This window comes from Paenibacillus sp. HJGM_3 (genome assembly GCF_045062745.1).
Taxonomy (GTDB): domain Bacteria; phylum Bacillota; class Bacilli; order Paenibacillales; family NBRC-103111; genus Paenibacillus_AA.
The window spans coordinates 80,259-97,367 of the sequence record NZ_JBJGED010000029.1; the positions used below are offsets into that span (position 1 = coordinate 80,259).

At 57.3% G+C, this 17,109-nt stretch carries 14 protein-coding genes; 3 read left to right on the top strand and 11 right to left on the bottom strand.

What is annotated here, in order from left to right; genetic code table 11:
- Positions 1 to 8 precede the first annotated feature (8 nt).
- A complete protein-coding gene (locus ACI5FR_RS26490; RefSeq protein WP_405460065.1) occupies positions 9 to 806 on the bottom strand; it encodes a helix-turn-helix domain-containing protein in 798 nt (265 codons plus the stop codon).
- 519 nt (positions 807 to 1,325) lie between these two features.
- Here ACI5FR_RS26490 and ACI5FR_RS26495 point away from each other — a divergent pair.
- Entirely contained in the window at positions 1,326 to 1,859 is a 534-nt protein-coding gene (locus ACI5FR_RS26495; protein ID WP_405460067.1) for a 2'-5' RNA ligase family protein, read from the top strand.
- Positions 1,860 to 1,896: 37 nt separating this feature from the next.
- Here ACI5FR_RS26495 and ACI5FR_RS26500 read toward each other — a convergent pair whose 3' ends face one another.
- The 4 genes from ACI5FR_RS26500 to ACI5FR_RS26515 form a co-directional block, all read right to left on the bottom strand.
- Positions 1,897 to 3,015, bottom strand: coding sequence for a hypothetical protein (locus ACI5FR_RS26500; protein ID WP_405460069.1), 1,119 nt, complete (start codon positions 3,013 to 3,015; stop codon positions 1,897 to 1,899).
- Between the two features lie 401 nt (positions 3,016 to 3,416).
- Positions 3,417 to 4,211, bottom strand: a complete 795-nt coding sequence (locus tag ACI5FR_RS26505) for a Cof-type HAD-IIB family hydrolase (RefSeq protein WP_405460071.1) — start codon at positions 4,209 to 4,211, stop codon at positions 3,417 to 3,419.
- A gap of 12 nt (positions 4,212 to 4,223) precedes the next feature.
- Complete coding sequence (locus ACI5FR_RS26510) at positions 4,224 to 4,985, bottom strand: pseudouridine synthase (protein WP_405460072.1); 762 nt, start codon at positions 4,983 to 4,985, stop codon at positions 4,224 to 4,226.
- Positions 4,986 to 6,566 (bottom strand): RsmB/NOP family class I SAM-dependent RNA methyltransferase, encoded by a 1,581-nt coding sequence (locus tag ACI5FR_RS26515; RefSeq protein WP_405460075.1) that lies wholly within the window; start codon positions 6,564 to 6,566, stop codon positions 4,986 to 4,988.
- Positions 6,567 to 6,717: 151 nt separating this feature from the next.
- Between ACI5FR_RS26515 and ACI5FR_RS26520 the strand changes: the two genes are divergently transcribed.
- Positions 6,718 to 7,260 carry a thioredoxin family protein gene (locus ACI5FR_RS26520; RefSeq protein ID WP_405460076.1) on the top strand — a complete coding sequence of 181 codons (543 nt, stop codon included), beginning with the start codon at positions 6,718 to 6,720 and terminating at the stop codon, positions 7,258 to 7,260.
- Between the two features lie 192 nt (positions 7,261 to 7,452).
- On the opposite strand, the gene ACI5FR_RS26525 is transcribed toward ACI5FR_RS26520, so the two are convergent.
- The 3 genes from ACI5FR_RS26525 to ACI5FR_RS26535 form a co-directional block, all read right to left on the bottom strand.
- Positions 7,453 to 7,869, bottom strand: coding sequence for a DUF309 domain-containing protein (locus tag ACI5FR_RS26525; RefSeq protein ID WP_405460091.1), 417 nt, complete (start codon positions 7,867 to 7,869; stop codon positions 7,453 to 7,455).
- A gap of 27 nt (positions 7,870 to 7,896) precedes the next feature.
- Positions 7,897 to 8,697 carry a GTP diphosphokinase gene (yjbM, locus tag ACI5FR_RS26530; RefSeq protein WP_405460078.1) on the bottom strand — a complete coding sequence of 267 codons (801 nt, stop codon included), beginning with the start codon at positions 8,695 to 8,697 and terminating at the stop codon, positions 7,897 to 7,899.
- A gap of 105 nt (positions 8,698 to 8,802) precedes the next feature.
- A complete protein-coding gene (locus ACI5FR_RS26535) occupies positions 8,803 to 9,900 on the bottom strand; it encodes a quinone-dependent dihydroorotate dehydrogenase (RefSeq protein WP_405460080.1) in 1,098 nt (365 codons plus the stop codon).
- A gap of 190 nt (positions 9,901 to 10,090) precedes the next feature.
- Here ACI5FR_RS26535 and ACI5FR_RS26540 point away from each other — a divergent pair, with 190 nt between their 5' ends.
- Positions 10,091 to 10,228, top strand: coding sequence for a hypothetical protein (locus tag ACI5FR_RS26540; protein ID WP_405460082.1), 138 nt, complete (start codon positions 10,091 to 10,093; stop codon positions 10,226 to 10,228).
- Positions 10,229 to 10,303: 75 nt separating this feature from the next.
- On the opposite strand, the gene ACI5FR_RS26545 is transcribed toward ACI5FR_RS26540, so the two are convergent.
- The 3 genes from ACI5FR_RS26545 to ACI5FR_RS26555 form a co-directional block, all read right to left on the bottom strand.
- Complete coding sequence (locus ACI5FR_RS26545) at positions 10,304 to 11,887, bottom strand: L,D-transpeptidase (protein ID WP_405460084.1); 1,584 nt, start codon at positions 11,885 to 11,887, stop codon at positions 10,304 to 10,306.
- Positions 11,888 to 12,040: 153 nt separating this feature from the next.
- A complete protein-coding gene (locus ACI5FR_RS26550) occupies positions 12,041 to 13,579 on the bottom strand; it encodes a hypothetical protein (RefSeq protein ID WP_405460085.1) in 1,539 nt (512 codons plus the stop codon).
- On the bottom strand, positions 13,576 to 17,109 hold a 3,534-nt coding region (locus tag ACI5FR_RS26555), incomplete at its 5' end, for a hypothetical protein (protein WP_405460086.1). The genes ACI5FR_RS26555 and ACI5FR_RS26550, both read right to left, overlap by 4 nt.

The window sequence follows — 17,109 nt, forward strand, 5'->3', positions numbered from 1 at the left end:
CCATTCGCTTAGAGTTTATTTAACTTACGATACTGAGAAGGGCTGATTCCCTTCTTCTTTTGAAAAATCCGGCTCAAGTAGAAGCCGTTCTCGTACCCGCACTGCTGCGCGATATGCTCCAGACTGAGCGACGTCTCCGTGAGGAGATGGGTTGCCCGGCGCAGCCGGAGCTCGGTTACGAAGTGCTGCGGGGTTTGACCGCAAAAGGACCGGAACCGTCGCGTCAGCTGCACCGGCGTCAGCTCCAGTTCTTCGGCCAAGGCGCGCATGCTGAACGGGGAGTAGGCGAGATCCCGCATCCGGATCATCGCATGCTGCATGACCGGGTCGTCGGTCCGGTCCTGGGCGGGCGCGTACCGCCTCTCCTCCCGTTCCACCGCCAGTTGAAGCAGCAGGTCGTTCAGCAAATGCTGGGTGGCCGCGAACCCGATCGGGCCCGGAACTTTCCGGCTCAGCAAACGGAACGTCGACCACAACCGGTGCGTATCTTCGACTTCCACCTTGCACCCGCGGATGAAATCGCTCATTCCCGCTTCATGCTGCTCGAATGCTTCACTCCAGTTGAAATGAAAAAAATGGAACGACAGAGATTCGATCACTTCACGGCCGAAGCCTACTCCCGGTGGGCACACGACCAATTCTCCCGCAGCCGCCACGCCAGTCTGATCCCCGATCCGATAGCGGAACTTCCCCTCTTCTACTGCGAAGATCGTCCAACTCTCGTAGATGTCGCTATCGAGCATGAATTCCGCTTTGCGATGCCAATACACATGGGAGACGAGCTCCGCGAACCGTTCGAACGGCATGTCCATCGCTCCTAAGAACGCTTGTTGTCCTACCATTGTACCACAGACGACACGCGGTCTGGGTACCCCATCCCTCCTATCCCATTCACGCCCTTGGCCGCACTCGCGCTCGAGTTCTTCAACTACCAACCCTCCATCCGCTCCTTATAGCCACTATCCCTTTCGCTCAGAACAGTACAATTTTGCCAACCGGATCACTTTTATGCCATTTACTCTGATACCGCCGCACACGCAATCGCGACCTCCCTTTGCCCTGTAGCCAGCCGTCCAACCTTATTGCTCTCGTTCCTGAGTGAAAGGGATAGTGCCTATAAGGCTCGAAAAGTTGATACCGGAGTAAGGGACTCCCAATCTCACATCATCTGAAAGGAAATAAAGATCAGCTGTTGAATTTGAGAAGTTAAGCTATTTCACAGGTTGATTAGAAACGGATCAGCTGGTTGTTCTAACGCATTCGGCCCAAACAGGTCAATTTTGCCTTACAAGATGCATGGCAAAAAGGGGATTGGGGAGAAGAAAATGCAGTATTTTATTGGGATTGTACCTCCAAGGGATTATAGGGAGAAAATCATCAGCTTTCAAAGAAATTGGAAAAGCAATGGTGTCGTTAACGCGGTTGAACCTCACATCACTTTGAAAGCACAAGGAGGATTAACACCAGACTTACGATGGCTGGATGATTTAGAAAACCTGTGTAAGGATTTTTCTCCATTTCGGATTACACTGACTGAGCCTCGATTTTTCGGCGATTATGTAGTGTATTTAAGCATGAAATCTCAAGAGTTGTATCAACTTCATAAAAAAATAGTGCAGCTAATTAATCCACCAAAAGAACTTATCAAGAAATATTTCGAACTTGAAGATTTCGTACCCCATCTAACGCTCGGCAAGACCTATTTTGGTATGAGTCCAGAGGAACTTAAAGAAATGGCACGAGAAGCCCAGAGATTTTTAATGCCCTATCCAACATTTTTTGTAGAACAAATAAGAGTTTATCAAGAAATGGAACCTTTTATATACGTACCCTATTTAGATATATCTTTGAAAAAATAGAGGGAGCGCCATTGGCGCCCCCCGACCTGAACCCCGCTTAATGCAGTTGTTCCGTAGAGTAGACGATCTCATCGATCGGCCGATTGTTCAACAGCATCGTAAGATGGACCTGGTCGAAGTCCCCTTCCTTATCCAGCTCCTGCATGAGCAGCGCCCCGATCTCCTCCCGGTCCTCCGAGCACTCGGAATCCCGGAACTCGATGTAGCCGGACACCCCGTTCTCGCTGAGATCGATCGTGGCCGTGCCGACGGGGAATCCACCATGGCGCTGCTGATAAATATCGTACATTTTGGCATCCCCGTCATCCCGTGCCAGCACCACCGTGTAGTCGTGCTCGCCGGCCGGGTAGTAGTCCTCGCTGTCCATGTCGTCTGCATCGTCCATCATTTCTTCTTCCAGCAGTTCTTCGTCCGCCATGTCGTCGCCGAGCAAATCTTCGTGGGCCAGCTCGATCGTTTCGAGGATTACGCCCTGGTGCATCATATCGAGCTGTATCGTATCGATCTCGTCCTCGTCGAAGTCGGCGACAATCAGTTCGACAACAGGCTCAATTTCGTCCTCCAGCGGCTCGTAGTTCCAGATCACTTCCCCCGTTACATCGGTGCCTCGAATGCTCAGGAACGCCTCCGCAATCCAATCGCCGTCCCGGTCGTAAATATGATACTCCACCCGGTTCCGGCTCTCGCCTACGAGGACAAGCTCATAGTAGCTCGGATCGCGCAGCATCTGCACGGTGTCGAGATCATCCGGATCGACATCAACGAGGTCCGCATCGTCCTCCTCATAGTCGTTGAGACCTCCAATGGGCGCGGCCCAATCCGTCTCGCTCGCGCCGGAGCCGAGGAATTCCTGGACATCCCCCATCTCCGAATCCGAAGCGATAATGTGGTCGTACGGGCTATAAGTGACGACCACCTCGCAATCGTGCGCCTGTACCGCCGCCACCAGCTGCTCCACATACCCTTGCAGGAAATCGACCGTCTCTTGGCGTTCGCTGCCTGTAAGCGTATCGCGGTCCAATTGAATGGAACCGGCGACGCGATGCCCTTCCCGGAACAAGAGCGCCATCGTGCCGACGTAGCGGCCGTCAACCATAATGTCGCATATTTCCCCGCTTGACGTTTTCAAATCCGGTCTTAGTGTAACATGGGCCATTTTCCATTCACCTCCAGCTGCATCGTTCGTTAACATTATTGATTAATCGCCCAAAATCTATGCAGCAGGGTATTTGTCCAAACGGAATCCGGGAGGGCGTAATACTATGAGGTATACCGAGTGGCCAGACAAACTCCCTATAGCGACGCATAACCCCCATCGACAACGGCTGGGGGTCGACACAAGCGGATTGGCTTGTCTGGCATCGGATATTCCACATAACAGGGAGGAATTTTCAATGTCCGCTGGCGTACTTGGCACAACAATGGGTATAATCCTGGTCCTGTTCATCTTGCTGGTCATCGTTCTTCGTTCTTGGTGCTTCTGATAATCCGACCGGGACTATGTATCATGCCAAAAAGGATTGACGGCTTCGCCGTCAATCCTTTTTGGTTCTTGCGCTAGAGGCACAACCTCCGAAGCGAGCGGTATACGCCGCCTTCGTTGTTCGACACGGTGACTTCATCGGCCGCCTGCTTCACTTCCTCCGGCGAGTTGTCCATCGCGATACCCCAGCCGGCGAACTGCAGCATTTCGATATCGTTATAATAATTGCCCATGGCGAGCACTTGCTCGCGGGGAATCCCTAGCGACCCGCATAAGGCTCGGAGCGCATGGCCCTTCGAAGCCTCCGCATGCATGACGTCTATGAAAAAGTCGCCGCTACGCAGCACGCGAAGACGGCTGCCGGCTTGGGACCAATCGGCCTCCACTTGATCCACCCGCTCCTTGTCCGGCGAATACACGGTAAACTTGACCGCAAGCTCCTCCATCCGGCTGACGTCCGCTACCCGGAAGGGCGTCATTTGGAATTTCCGATACATCTCCTCCAAATGCTCCGACAAATCCGTATCGATATGCAGATGGAACGCGGTGGAATAGTCATAATGCACCCGATGCTCCCGGCAATACCGGATGAACGCTTCCAGCTCCGCCGCCTCGAACGGAACCTGGTGTACTAGAGAGCGGTCCTCCGTTCGGATCGTCGCAGCCCCGTTGTGCGTAATAACCGCACCTTGCAGTCCGAGCTCCTCCATCACCGGAATCGCATTGCCCGGCCCTCGGCCCGTACATAGCACGATTTGCGCTCCGGCTTGATTCACTTGCCGGATCGTCTCGATCGTCGGAGCGGTCAGCTCGTGATCGTCGGTTAGTAATGTCCCGTCTACATCGAGCGCGATAAGCTTGTATTTCAACCTCAATTCCTCCTAAACCGTTGCTACTTTGCCTTCTTGATGGGCTTGGAGCGCCTCCAGCTCCTCGTGGGTCAGCTCGCGCGACTCGCCCGGCTGCAGGTGATCGTCCAGCAGCAGCGGCCCCATCGACATCCGCTTCAAGTACAGCACTTTCTTCCCGACAGCCTCGAACATGCGCTTCACTTGGTGAAATTTGCCTTCCATGATCGTAAGCTCGATCTTCGAGACCGGTTTGGAGCCTTCTTCGGATCGGCTGAGCACGACAAGCTCAGCCGGCATCGTTACGTACCCGTCATCCAGGCGGACACCTCGTGCGAACGCCTCGGCATCTGCGGCATCCACCAGACCGAGCACTTCGGCAAAATACATCTTCGGCACATGCTTGCGGGGAGAGAGCAGATTGTGAGCCAACTTGCCGTCGTTCGTCAGCAGGAGCAAGCCTTCCGTATCCTTGTCCAGCCGGCCGACCGGGAACGGCTCGAACTGCCGATGGTCCGGCTCCAACAAATCGATCACGGTGCGGTCCCGGGTATCCTCTGTAGCGGAGATGACGCCGGCGGGCTTATTCAGCATAATATAGATGAATTCTTTGTAGACGACCCTCTCCCCATTCACCTCTATAAGATCCTCATAAGGGTTCACCTGTTGGCCGCTGTCCGACACCGTCCGTCCATTTACGGTGATCCCCTTCGCTTTCACGAGCCGGCGCAGCTCGCTGCGCGAGCCATACCCCATATGGCCGAGCACCTTGTCCAGTCGTTGCGTCGTTTTCATCTATGTCCACCTCCATCCTGCCGGGTATTCGTTCTTGACGAGTCCGTCCTGCCACTTCGCCCACCCTAGCGGATAGCCGTCCAGGCAGACGAGCGCATAGCCTTTGGCGGGAACGGAAGCGTCCGCGCGGAGCACATCCCCCTCAGGCAGGTGAAGCGTCTCGCCTTTGAGATAACGGATCGCATCCGGAGACTCCGCCCGGAGCTCGATGACGCGGATGGATTGCTCCCGCGTCAGTCCCATGGCGAGCGCTTGCGACGGCTCGAACCGGTCCTTGCGAATCGTGCCGAGGAACCAGCCGGGGCGCATCACCCGCAGCCCGGCCAAGTCCGGCACGTCGTCCGGCGCCTCGTACACATAGTCGCCGGAGAAAGCGAGCGATTCGGCCGCAGGGGCCGACAGCCGCAGCTGCTCCGCCCAGAAGCGGGCGACGACCGCGGCGCGGTCCGACGACGAAGCCGCCGCGGTGGCCGCCCGCTCGGGCCCGCCGGCCGCTCGCCGCAGCGGCTTGCCCGGCCGAGCGGCCGGCTCGCGCCGGGCGGTCGCGTGCACCGCTGCGGCGCGGGAGGCGCCGCCCGTGGGCACGCTGGCCGCGGCGTCGCGGGCTGCATGCGCGGCAGGCGCCGCCTCCGCTGGCGCACCGGTGCGGGCGTCGCGAGCGAGCACAGCCACGTAGTGGCCCTCGCCGCGCAGCTTGTGCGGCCACAGCCGGGCCGTACCGCGCGTCGCCTCGGCGGCTCCCGCCGAGACGGCGAGCGGCGGCAGCCAGCCCGGCCGGCCGGGCTCGATTCCGTGCCGCGTGTCGATCGGCACGACCCGGAACTGCGGATGCGCGTCCAAGAAGCCGGCGATCGTCGCTTCGTTCTCCTCCGCGGAGAACGTGCACGTCGAATAGACGAGCCGGCCGCCCGGCCTCAGCATCCGCGCCGCGCTGCGGAGGATGTCGGCCTGCATGGAGGCGTACTTCGCCACCTCCCCCAGGCTCCACGCCTTCACCATCTCCGGCTCCTTGCGGAACATGCCTTCTCCGGAGCACGGGGCGTCCACAAGAATTTTATCGAAGTAGCCGGTGAACCGATCCGCCAGCCGTTCCGGCGTCTCGTTGCAGACGACCGCGTTGCGGACGCCGAGCAGCTCTACGTTCTTCACCACCGCCTTGATCCGGTCGGGGTGAATGTCGTTAGCTACGACTACGCCTTGCCCCTGCAGCTTGCCGGCGATCTGCGTCGTCTTGCCGCCCGGGGCAGCGCACAGGTCGAGCACCCGGTCGCCGGGCTGCACGTCGAGACAGGCGACCGGCGCCATCGCGCTCGGCTCCTGGATGTAGTACAAGCCGGCGTGGTAGTAAGGATGCTTGCCCGGACGGTCGCCCTCGCGGAGGTAGTACCCTTCTTCCGCCCACGCTACCGGCTCGCATCCGAATGGAGAGACCGCCGCGAATTGTGCAGCGGTCAGCTTGAGCGGGTTCCGGCGCAGGCCACTCGTCCGCTCCGCCTCGTAGGAGGCCAGGAAGGCCGGGTATTCATCTTGCAAATAAGCTTGCATTTTATGTAAAAACGGATCGGGCAATAATAGGGGCATCGGGTGTACAGCCTGCACTTTCTCGGTCTCGTAGCCGCGAGTTCATGAAATCCTCATATTTTCCCGCCCATCGGAGCAGGAGATGACGCGCGCAGAGCCGAACTACTATACGGATGCGCTAAATTATTTTATACGATTATTGAGGTGCGGCATGAAAAAACTGCTTCTTTATCTAGGCATTATCGTGGGGCTGTTCGCCCTTCTGTTCATTGTAAACCAACAAAGCGAAAAGTCCAAGACCGAAGCCAGACTGTCGAACATCGACGAGGCTACGAAAGCGAAAGCCCAGCAGCTTTACGGGGTCGACGTCTCCAAGCTGAAGCCCGAGACCGTGCAGCAGCTGAACGATCCGAACTACCAGAACATTATCCAGCCCGACGCGCTGAAAACGAAAATCGACAGCAAGGAAGAGACGTTCGTCTACTTCTTCTCGACGACGTGCGTACACTGTCAGGCCACGACACCGGTGCTGAATCCGATCGCGAAGGAAGCCGGCATCGACCTCAAGCAGCTGAACCTGTGGGAGAACGAGAAAGAGTGGTCGACGTACAAAATCAGCGCTACGCCAACGCTCGTCGTCTTCCGCGACGGCAAGGAAGTGAGCCGGCTCGAGGGCGGCGTCTCGCATGACGGGCAACCGGGCCTGGCACCGGACAATTACAAGCAATTTTTCCAGACGAACAAGAAAAAGTAAAGGGCAAGAGAGCCGTGTGAGTCCCTAGCGTTCTAGCGGAGAGGTTCTCAAACGCGTCTCTTTTCCTTCCTTATAGCCACTATCCCCTTCGCTCAGATCGGACCTACCAAAGTAAATTACCGACATACCGCAAAAAGGCGCAGCCCCAACCGGGTCCGCGCCTTTTGTTGTGTCTTTTATACGGGAAGCTTCTCACTCCGGCTCATGCTTGATCGGCGGGAACTCCTTCAGCTCCTCCACCATCGCCTCTAACTCCGAGTGCACAATCTCGATGTTCAGGTCGTAGAACTCGAACGGTTCCTCTTCGATCCGCTCCAGCTTGGCCACATACTGCTTCGCATCGTTTACGAGCTTGCCCAGGTTGATGCCCATACTCATGCGCGGGTAATATTCCAGCTTCTCGATCCCTTGCTCGAACAGCTTGATCGCCCCGCCGACGTTGCCGTTCCGGTGATGGTACAACCCCACTGCGACTTGGAGCAGCCCTTGGTGAAGCGGGTTCCGGCCTTCCTCCATCCAGAGCTCCTCCATCACCTCATGGCACTCGAAGTAGTCCCGTTCCACGTTGAAATAGTACAAATATTCCACGTACAGCTGGTCATAGGCAATCACTTCGCGACCACTCCTTTTCCGGGGCTAGCTATTGCTCCGCTTGGCCCTCTGCAGCGCTTCCTGCAGCTCTTGGGACAGCTCCTTCAGCTGCCACATGTCTTCCGTCTCCCACAGCTCGTTGAACTTCAACTGGAACTGCGCCGCTTCCCGAATCCGATGGTAGTAATAGAGATCCTGAATCCCGTTCAGCACCCGAGACACGAGATGCGTCTTGTCCTCGAAATGCTGCTGCGCGGATATAATCTCGTCGCGGATGCTCGCCATCTCTTGATCGAGCTGGTAGGCGGCTTCGGCCGCATTTTGCAAGCGTACCTTGATGTCGCTCGGCAGATGCTCCTTGAACTTATAGTTGAGCGAATGCTCGATCGTCGCCCAGAAATTCATCGCCAGCGTGCGCATCTGGATCTCCGCCAAGACCGGCTTCAGGCCGAGCGACGTCTGCACCGGATATTCGATAATAATATGGTAGCTGCGGTAGCCGCTCTCTTTGTTGTTCGTAATATAATCTTTCTCGTAAACGACGACCATATCTTTTCTAGCGCGGATCAAGGCGGACAATCGGTGAATGTCTTGCACGAACTGACACATGATGCGAATGCCGGCGATGTCCTCGATACCGGTCTCCAATTTATCCATCGGCACGTTCAGCCGCTTCGCCTTCTCTAGAATGCTGGAAATGCGCTTAATGCGTCCGGTCACGAACTCGATCGGGGTGTACTCATCCCGGCTTTTGAACTCCGTCCGCAGCGTTTTGAATTTCACCTTCAGCTCTTCGACCGCTTGCTCATAAGGGAGCAGAAACCTCCCCCAATCCCTGCTGTCCATCGTGTTACCTCCACTTCTGTAAATCCCATGCCGGACACTGGCATGCCCCGAAACCGCGATGGCTCTCCGGGATCTCTTATTGCTAGTATAGCCATCTCGCGGCATTTAGTGATGGTCCGCTCCGACCGCTTGCGAAATTTGGGTGAAGCCGTCGCGCCTCAGCAGCTCCCTAAGACCTTCGTTCAACTCGCGAATCAGCCCGGGCCCCTTATAGATCAAAGCCGTGTACACCTCAACCAGATGGGCCCCGGCCCGTATTTTGTCATATGCGTCCTGAGGCGAAAAAATTCCCCCGCACCCGATGATCGGCAGCTTGCCCTGCGTGACCCGGTAGACACCGCGAATCACTTCCGTGGCGCGGGTTGTGAGCGGCCGGCCGCTGAGACCGCCTGTCTCACGGGCGTTCGGATGGGTCAAGCCCTCCCGCGAAATCGTCGTATTCGTCGCGATGATGCCCGATACGTTCCCCTGCACGAGCGTTTCTACCATATACTCCAGTTCTTCACCGGTTACGTCCGGGGCGATCTTGACGAACATCGGCTTGGGTGCACCGCCTGTACGGGCCTGCTGCCGTTCCATCTCCTGTTTGACCGCGGCGACCAGCCGCTGCAATTCCTCTCCGTGCTGCAGGTTGCGAAGCCCCGGCGTATTCGGGGAGCTGATGTTGACGACGAAGAAGTCCCCGAACGGATAAAGCGCCTGCACGCACTTGCGGTAATCGTCCTCGGCTTCCTCGTTCGGCGTATCCTTGTTCTTGCCGATGTTCACCGCGACCGGGATCGGATAGCGGCCTGCCTTGTGCAGATGGACGGCCATCTGTTCCATGCCGACATTGTTGAACCCCATCCGGTTCACGAGCGCTTCGTCCGCCGGGAGGCGGAACAGACGCGGCTTGTCGTTGCCCTTCTGCGGGCGGGGCGTTACGGTCCCGACCTCCATGAAGCCGAAGCCGAGCGCGGAGAAGCCTTGCACGGCGACCGCGTTCTTGTCGAGGCCGGCGGCCAGGCCGACCGGATTGCGAAAACTAAGTCCCGCGAGCTCGACGCGTAGCTCCGGGTAATCCGGTACGCCGTACATCCCTTTCAAGAGGGCCAGCGTGCCCGGGATGCCCGAAGCGTGTCCCAATCCGTCGACGGTCAAATGATGGGCCTTCTCGGCGTCCATGCGGAATAAAAGCGGCTTGGCAATGTTACGGTAAAGCATCGTCTATGTACACTCCGTTCTCTTTTCGACTCTATCGATCAGTTTAGCTTTTTCGCCGGCAAAAATAAAGTGTCGAATCCGGTCCCGGCTTTTGGAGAGCCTTTGAAAACCTTTTCATCCGGGCTAGGCGTCTGGTATAATGAGAGTATGTTTGGGCTTTTCATCTTATCAGGATGCGAGGTCGATGTCCATGAGCAAGCCGAAAAAGCTAAGCTATGCCCAACGTCGGCAGCAGGAAACGGTCAACAAGAAAGCGATCATCTGGGTGGCCGGTATTATCGCGGCGATCGTCATTCTGATGGCGGTGCTGCTGATTTGGAATCCGTAATGGGAATGAGAATGGCGTGCCGCTAGAGCAGATTGCTTAGACGGTCACGCCATTCTTATTTCCGGGCGGGCAGACTCAGTTCAACCATCGGTACACCTTCCCCGGATTCGTCTCCTTCGCTTGCGGCGGCGCCTGGAACGGCTTCTCCGCGCGCCGGATGTCTGCAGGCAGCAAGCCGCGGCCGATCGTCACCTTCGTCCCCTTCGGCACCATATCGAACAGTTCCTCGACGTCCCCCTTCAGCATGCGAATGCAGCCGAGCGACCGGTCCTCGCCGATGCTCGTCGGCTGATTCGTCCCGTGGATCGCATAGTTCGTGTCCGACAACGTCATCCCGCGGCTGCCGAACTCGCCGTTGTCCTTCCCGTTCGGGTTCCGCACTTTCTCGCTGATTGCGAATTCCCCTTCGGGTGTACGCGGTCCGCCGAGCCCCACCGGATAGGAGCGCAGGATGACGCTCCCGCTGACGATGGCGAGCCGGTGCGTCGCTTTGTCGACTACAATCTCTAGCGGATGTTGCAGCAGTCGGGTGGCTTCCCCGCCTGACTGCGGGGCGGGCGCTGCGTTCGGTGCCGACGGGGTAGCGCCGGTCGGTTGTGGAGGCGGGGCGGCTCCGCTGAGCCAGGCACCGGCGGTCTGCGCCATCTCGGCCGTCAAGCCCGGCAGCACGTTGTTCGGGTAGCTCCGGACGAGCGCCTCTGCGGATTCCGGCGGTTTGCCGTTCGTCCGGCTGTAGGCTTCCCAGGCGGACCTCACGATCAGCCGCTGCTCCTCGGCCGCCTTCCAGGCGTTGTATTGCGCTTGGACGGCGGAGGGGTCTCCCGGCTCGCAGACGCACTGCTCCTTGTCATACGCGGACAGCTTGTAAGCTCCGGCGGCTTCGGCGGTTTTCTCAACGCCGTACAGTACCTTGGCCGGCGATAGCCAGTCGAGCCAGCCGGCTTGGTTTTGGGTGGGCGCTGAGGCCGGCGTGCTGTTGTTAGCCGCGAGGGTCGTGTCCCGCAGCACGCTCGGCTGGACGAGCAGCGCCGTCTGGGTGCCGCTCAGCGCTTCGCGAATGAGCGGGGCCAGCATGCGGTCCGCGTCGCCGGGCGCGGCCTGCTGTTGTGCCGCCGCCGGGGCCAGGGCCGGCGCGGCGAAGTAGACCGCCATCGCGCGTGCGGCGGTGGCGTCTGGGGTGCCGCCGCCGCTGGGCGGGGCGGCGGGCGCTTGCTGCGCCGGGGCGAGGGCGCCCGGCGCGTCGGGTTCGGGCCCGCGCGCGTTAGGCGCCGGGCCGAGTACGAGCAGCAGGAGGACGAGCGCTAGCGCCGTCCTCCCGGCTCGCCGCGCGCCGCGGCGTGGGGCGGCGGCACGGCCTGGGCGGGCTCGCTCCGCGTGCGCCCGATCGGCCGTGCCGCTGCCCGCCCCCTCCGCCGCCGCGCGGGCTTCCGCCTCCTGCTGCGCTTTCAGAGCCTGCTGCGCCGCCACAATCTCCGGCGCCGGATTCGCCTCATAGGCCACGTACACCTCGCCGGCCTGGATGAAGCAATACTGGGCCTTCGCCTGCTCGCCCCGCTCCATATAGTCCCGGCCCAGCAAATACCAAGCCATTTTATTGTTAGGGTGCTTTTGCACATAATCTTTTAATGTGTCGCGCTGATTGTTAGGAGGGATGTTCATTTCGCTTCTCGTCCTCCCTTTCTCCCATCGCTCGATTTGCTGTGGTCTATCGTTGTTATCGGCTGGGAGGGAGTGGAAATGAAGAGGGCGATAGGCACAAAAAGCCTCTTCGCTCTCCCAATTGGGACGAACGAAGAGGCTTGATTCGTATCGCTATGCCGGTCCTGCGTAAGGCAGCAGAAGTCGCAGCAAGTAACGAACATCGTCTTTCACATCTTCCGGCTGTTCATCCTGGTCGATGTCGTAGGTGGAGATGCCCGGCTGAAGAGCAAGGCGCACGATGTCTTGCAAGCCGACAGGTTCTGCAGCCGGTGCCGTGCTCAGCTTTAAGAGCGTGACCGGCAACGTATTGTCGGCCGCGAGCGGCCCGGTCTGCACATAGCGCGGCGGGTGACCCAGGGATCCGGGATACATTAGGGCGGTCTTGACCTCATAGCTCATCTCTGGATCATAATTTAGGAACGTCACTTTCCCGTTCGCGTCGGTATAGCCGAACTGGGGAAAGTCCTCGTAATCGCCCCAAGCGTATACCCTGAGTCCCGAAACATTCAACGGGGTGCCCCCCGTCCCGCTCCCCGTTAATTGGACGTTCCACAAGCCTCGGATGTCGATCTCGCGGGTTGCAAACCAGCTCTCATCCGAATACCGGTCCCCACTGATGGTGATCGTATGGCTGCTGCCGTACAGGGATGGCACACCGTCGACGGAAACTTGCACTTGATGCTCCCAGTCCGGAAAGGCATACCATTCGACAATGTACTGTAACGGTTTGCGAATGAACATCAAATTGGGTGCGGGGAAGTCGACCATTCCGCTAACCTCTGACCTGAGCGTGCCGTCGAGCTTCACGATCTGGATCGCGCTCTCTTCCGACTCGCTGTCGTAGAATCTGGCCTCGATTAATCCAATCTGATCCGGCAGGGCTCCAATATAGAACGCATCCTCGTACTCGTATTCGCTCTCGCCGGATTCTCCGCTGCCCCGCACGACCGCATAGATGGGTGCGCTCGCGGAGATCGGCACATGCGAGAACACATAGTGCCCCGGGTATTCCAGCCATCCATCCTGATCCTGACCGCCGGAACCTTTGAGCTTGTTGCCCATCCTATCCGCTAACCAAATGTCCGCATACTCCCAACGCGGTTTGTGGATGAAAATATCGTATAAGCCTGCAGCCATACCATCGGTCAAATAATGGCCTCCTTGGTTTTGGTCGAACTGCTGCAGATCGAAAACGAAGCTGTTCACCGGTTTGGCCAGAATCACCGATCCCTCCATACCGGAAGGAAGTATGGAGATGTTCAAAGTATTGCCTTGGGCCCGGTCCAACTGAATTTGAGCCGTTCGACCGGAGATGTTGACCTTCTTGACGTTTCCGCCCTGATCGACCCACACTCGAGCCCCTTCCGGCACGGACTCGGCTCTCTCTTCGATCGTGAGTTCATACAGTGCGCCGCCGTCTTCCGGAATCACGAAACTCGCGGTTTCATAACATGTGGTGAAACCCGACGTGTGGCTGTATACCGCCGCATATACACTTGTTGATACGGTAGCACAGGAGTCCTGGGCCGAAGGCGGCGTCAGGGCTGCTTCTGCAGTCGAATCGTTGAAAGTTGGTCCCCCTGGGGCGAACCCCAGGACGAGCCATACTCCCAACGCGACCGCAAGTTTTGTAATCCAGGATCTAATCAAGAGATACCGCCTCCAAATACGATCAGAGAATCCGTTTTGATGTATTTGGGATCAGATGGGCTCTTGGTAGAATCCCCGACAATTTCGTTATTGCCGTTAACGACCAACACTTTGGTGATGCGGATCGTACCCTGCATGGTATCGGACACATAGAACGGAATCGAGAACAGCGTCCTGCCATTTGAGTCTATACTGGTTGGCGCCAATCCAGGACCTCCGTCGTTATATTGCGTCGCTACATAAATAAATTCGAATTTGCCAGAACTGGTCGAGTTCTGAGTATACGCGGATGCGGAGGATGCTGACAGAACATTCCCGTCCACTGCTGAATTTGCACGAATGGCCGGCTCATACTCCAGATGGACTTCGACCCCGTATACGCTCCGATTGCCCGTGAAATTGCTCATCCGTACTTCCAGCATGAATTGAGCCTGAGGTACAAGGGTCAAATTTCCGGAGTAACCCGGTACATACAAAGACACTTCAGGTGCCATAACCGTAACCGTTACTTGGGCCGGCAACGAGACATTGCCTGCTGTATCCTTGAATCGTACGTAAACGGTTTTGAGTCCTGCTCCTTCGGTCAATTGGTAGTTCGACTTGGTCGCGGAGTATGGTTCCCAAACACTGTAAGATCCTTCCGCTCCCGTATTGGAAAAGCTCATATGAGTCGCACCACCGCTCGACAATAAAAGGGTTACGGTATTGGTATTCACGTGCCCTTCTATTGCTTCCGCAATCCTTACGCTTCCGACTGGATCCACGGTAATCGGCGGCAGCGAAGCATACCCCATATTTCCAGCCCGATCCTCGGCCCTGGCGCTTAGATCCATGTGCTGCCCAGCCGTTTCAAACGTATAAGGGATCGTAACAAATCCCTGATCATTTGCGGCGTATCCGCTGGTCTGATCGACCCCAGCTTTGCGAATGAACACTTTTGCGTTAGGTTCCGTTTTTAAAATGATATTGATGTTCATGAAGTTAATGAACGTCTCATTGTTCGGATATACCAACTCTATCGACGGAGTAGTCGTATCCAACGTGATCTTCGGAACGGTCGCCGGCTGACTGCTATTTAGGTGAGAATCAGTTGCGAATAGCTTTAGGCTGTGTTCACCTTCGCCCGTAAGGGTAACGGTAAGATTCACAGTGCCGGATGAGTTCACTTCACCTCTAGCCAACTCTGAACTTCCCTCCATCACCCGAACAATAGCTCCCTCTTCAGATTGAACTTGAATGATCACATGGTTCGTGTTGGTGAAAGTCTCAGTGATCGGGCTCAACACGGCCACCATCGGAGCGATCGTATCCAGAATGACCGTCTTCTCGACCACTGTGCTAACATTACCTGCTGCATCCGTCGCGGTAATTCTGTACAAATTAGGGCCTTCTACCGCATTAGGATCGTGGACGAATATAGAAGTCCCGGATGGGGTGTGAGTATAAAACGGCACGGTTGACGATCCTCTGTACACTTTCACTTCCTGACCTGCTTCTACAGTCATGTTGATTTGATGAACCTCGTTTGTCTTGTTCCAGTAAGGAGGTGCATCCACCACCGGCGCGCTAGGTGCGATTGTATCCAGGATAACTGTCTTCTCGCTAGCTGCACTGACATTTTTTGCTTCGTCTATTGCGGTGACGCGGTAAGTGTTTACTCCCTCCTCCGCATCGGTAATCGTCACGGTGTGAACGGTCCCCTCCGAACTTTTCGAATAGAAAGGTGTTTCCGACATTCCTTTGTATACTTGGACGGTTGACCCCGCTTCAGCCATAATGGACAATACATGATTTGTGTCTGCTGCGTTCCAATACGCCGGCGCTGTTACTTCCGGCGCGTTCGGCGCACTCGTGTCCAGCTTCACTGTGACTTCCGCTGCTTCACTTACGTTCAACGCTGCGTCCGTCGCCGTTACACGATACACATTGTCTCCAATGACCGCATCCGCGATCGTTACCACCAACGGGGTCGTGCCTATCGTTTCGCTGTAGAATGGTGTGGCTTCGGTTCCCTTGTATATCTTCACCGTCGAGCCTGCTTCTGAGGTTATCGTCAGTTCCCTCTTCGTGCTCAGCGCGTTCCAATACGCCGGTGCTGTTACTTCAGGCGCGTTAGGCGCACTCGTGTCCAGCTTCACTGTGACTTCCGCTGCTTCACTTACGTTCAACGCTGCGTCCGTCGCCGTTACACGATACACATTGTCTCCTGTGACCGCATCGTCGATCGTCACCACCAACGGGATCGTGCCGATCGTTTCGCTGAAGAACGGCGTGGCTTCGGTTCCCTTGTACACCTTCACCGTCGAGCCTGCTTCTGCGGTTATCGTCAGTTCCCGCTTCGTGCTCAGCGCGTTCCAGTACGCCGGTGCTGTTACTTCCGGCTCGTTAGGCGCACTCGTGTCCAGCTTCACTGTGACTTCCGCTGCTTCACTTACGTTCAACGCTGCGTCCGTCGCCGTTACACGATACACATTGTCTCCTGTGACCGCATCCGCGATCGTCACCACCAACGGGATCGTGCCGATCGTTTCGCTGTAGAACGGCGTGACTTCGCTTCCCTTGTATACCTTCACCGTCGAGCCTGCTTCTGCGGTTATCGTCAGTTCCTGCTTCGTGCTCAGCGCGTTCCAGTACGCCGGTGCTGTTACTTCAGGCGCGTTTGGCGCACTCGTGTCCAGCTTCACTGTCACGCTCGTCGCTTCACTCACGTTCAGCGCTGCGTCCGTCGCCGTCACGCGATACACATTGTCTCCCGCCACCGCATCCGTGATCGTCACCACCAATGCGGTCGTGCCGATCGTTTCGCTATAGAACGGCGCAGCTTCGCTTCCCTTGTACACCTTCACCGTCGAGCCTGCTTCTGCGGTTATCGTCAGTTCCCGCTTCGTACTCAATGCGTTCCAGTACGCCGGTGCTGTTACTTCAGGCGCGTTTGGCGCACTCGTGTCCAGCTTCACTGTCACTTCCGCTGCTTCACTCACGTTCAACGCTGCGTCCGTCGCCGTCACGCGATACACATTGTCTCCCGCCACCGCATCCGTGATCGTCACCACCAATGCGGTCGTGCCGATCGTTTCGCTGTAGAATGGCGTGGCTTCGCTTCCCTTGTACACCTTCACCGTCGAGCCTGCTTCTGCGGTTATCCTCAGTTCCCGCTTCGTGCTCAGCGCGTTCCAGTACGCCGGTGCTGTTACTTCAGGCGCGTTTGGCGTACTCGTGTCCAGCTTCACTGTCACGCTCGTCGCTTCACTCACGTTCAGCGCCGCGTCCGTCGCCGTCACGCGGTACACATTGTCTCCTGTGACCGCATCCGCGATCGTCACCGCCAACGGGGTCGTGCCGATCGTTTCGCTGTAGAACGGCGTGGCTTCGGTTCCCTTGTATACCTTCACCGTCGAGCCTGCTTCTGCGGTTATCGTCAGTTCCCGCTTCGTGCTCAATGCGTTCCAGTACGCCGGCGCTGTTACTTCAGGCGCGTTTGGCGCACTCGTGTCCAGCTTCACTGTCACGCTCGTCGCTTCACTCACGTT

Excerpts from the sequence above, each read along its gene's own strand:
- ACI5FR_RS26495 (WP_405460067.1), top strand. The coding sequence starts at position 1,326 with ATGCAGTATTTTATTGGGATTGTACCTCCAAGGGATTATAGGGAGAAA.
- ACI5FR_RS26545 (WP_405460084.1), bottom strand. The coding sequence starts at position 11,887 with ATGAACATCCCTCCTAACAATCAGCGCGACACATTAAAAGATTATGTG.
- ACI5FR_RS26520 (WP_405460076.1), top strand. The coding sequence starts at position 6,718 with ATGAAAAAACTGCTTCTTTATCTAGGCATTATCGTGGGGCTGTTCGCC.
- ACI5FR_RS26500 (WP_405460069.1), bottom strand. The coding sequence starts at position 3,015 with ATGGCCCATGTTACACTAAGACCGGATTTGAAAACGTCAAGCGGGGAA.
- ACI5FR_RS26535 (WP_405460080.1), bottom strand. The coding sequence starts at position 9,900 with ATGCTTTACCGTAACATTGCCAAGCCGCTTTTATTCCGCATGGACGCC.
- yjbM (WP_405460078.1), bottom strand. The coding sequence starts at position 8,697 with ATGGACAGCAGGGATTGGGGGAGGTTTCTGCTCCCTTATGAGCAAGCG.
- ACI5FR_RS26510 (WP_405460072.1), bottom strand. The coding sequence starts at position 4,985 with ATGAAAACGACGCAACGACTGGACAAGGTGCTCGGCCATATGGGGTAT.
- ACI5FR_RS26490 (WP_405460065.1), bottom strand. The coding sequence starts at position 806 with ATGCCGTTCGAACGGTTCGCGGAGCTCGTCTCCCATGTGTATTGGCAT.
- ACI5FR_RS26515 (WP_405460075.1), bottom strand. The coding sequence starts at position 6,566 with ATGCCCCTATTATTGCCCGATCCGTTTTTACATAAAATGCAAGCTTAT.
- ACI5FR_RS26540 (WP_405460082.1), top strand. The coding sequence starts at position 10,091 with ATGAGCAAGCCGAAAAAGCTAAGCTATGCCCAACGTCGGCAGCAGGAA.